Annotated in this window: 2 protein-coding genes and 1 pseudogene; all 3 read left to right on the forward strand. The window is 35.9% G+C overall.

The features are described from left to right. Positions 1-156: 156 nt before the first annotated feature. Positions 157-315, forward strand: a pseudogene (locus tag QVO88_RS12365) (polymorphic toxin-type HINT domain-containing protein); the annotation flags it as partial. A 144-nt stretch (positions 316-459) separates the two neighbouring features. Beyond that, complete coding sequence (locus QVO88_RS08490) at positions 460-675, forward strand: hypothetical protein (protein WP_022288063.1); 216 nt, start codon at positions 460-462, stop codon at positions 673-675. Further along, positions 672-1,088 (forward strand): hypothetical protein, encoded by a 417-nt coding sequence (locus QVO88_RS08495; RefSeq protein WP_022288064.1) that lies wholly within the window; start codon positions 672-674, stop codon positions 1,086-1,088. Before QVO88_RS08490 ends, QVO88_RS08495 begins: the two co-directional genes overlap by 4 nt. Positions 1,089-1,141: the final 53 nt, after the last annotated feature.

Below are 1,141 nucleotides of genomic sequence, written 5' to 3' on the forward strand. Positions count from 1 at the left end.
GGGATGCGGGTTCGATTCCCGTTGCTTGCTCCAAATAGCTGAGCAGACGTTTTGCCACGTCTGCTTTTTCTGTATTCGGTTATTGATTTTTTACAGATTTTATAGTATAATTAGGATTGTAAAAATAATTGCTATCAATAACTTGGTTGGACTTTAGCACGTTCACTTCGTGCAGGCGATGTACTTGTACTTTCAAATGGTGAACTTGTAACAGTTGAGTTTGTTCAGCATGAAATACTTGAAAAGTCTGTAAATGTTTATAATCTTGAGGTTCAAGACTTCCATACTTATTTTATTGGTGAAAGTGGAGTTTGGGTTCATAATCAAGGTTGTAAAAATGAAAAGACATATCAAACATACACTAAAACAAATCCTGAAACTGGAGAAGTATACTCTAGCAGAACAAGTGGCTATGGGACACCTAAAGAAAATGTTTCAAGGCGAGATAAGAAGCATCATATGAATGACAAAGGATTTGGACCAGCGGCGCTTGATAAATCAAGTACCAATAAAGATGCTATCCGTGGTCGAGAGCAGCAGTTGATAGACTCTAATGGTGGTGCTAAATCTCAAAGAGGAACATCAGGCAACGCAATTAATGTTATTAGTCCTAATAACAAGAAAAAGAATCGATACATGAAATCTGCTACAGATGAATTTGGTGAGTTGATATGAGGAGAATAGTTGGGAATGTCGGAGCTTTTAAGCTTCCAAATGGTGAGTATGGATTCGGAAGAATTTTCAAATATGCTGATGTTGCATTTTATAGGCATATTGGTAAGAATGAAAAGGATTTGCCGAAAACTGAAGATTATGCCTTTATTGTGGGGGTTTATAATAGTTCTGTTTCCCTAATGAAGTATGTTGAAAAAAGACCATATGTGACTGAAAGTGAGGTAACTTCTCCACCGACATATATAAGAGATTGTATATCTGGTGAGTATTCCATTTACTATGCAAACGGTGATATTGTTCCATCTACTTATGAAGAATGTAAGAATTTGGAGGTCTGCGCAGTTTGGGAATTAAGCCACGTTATAGATAGATTAATGGGGGATGACAAATGGCAAAAATGTATGGCATTATAAAGATAATCTTTTCTTAATCACGCTTCATTAAGAATTTAGAGCAGTATATTGTA

This window comes from Ruminococcus sp. CAG:57 (genome assembly GCF_000435935.1).
GTDB classification, from domain to species: Bacteria; Bacillota; Clostridia; order Oscillospirales; family Ruminococcaceae; genus Hominimerdicola; species Hominimerdicola aceti.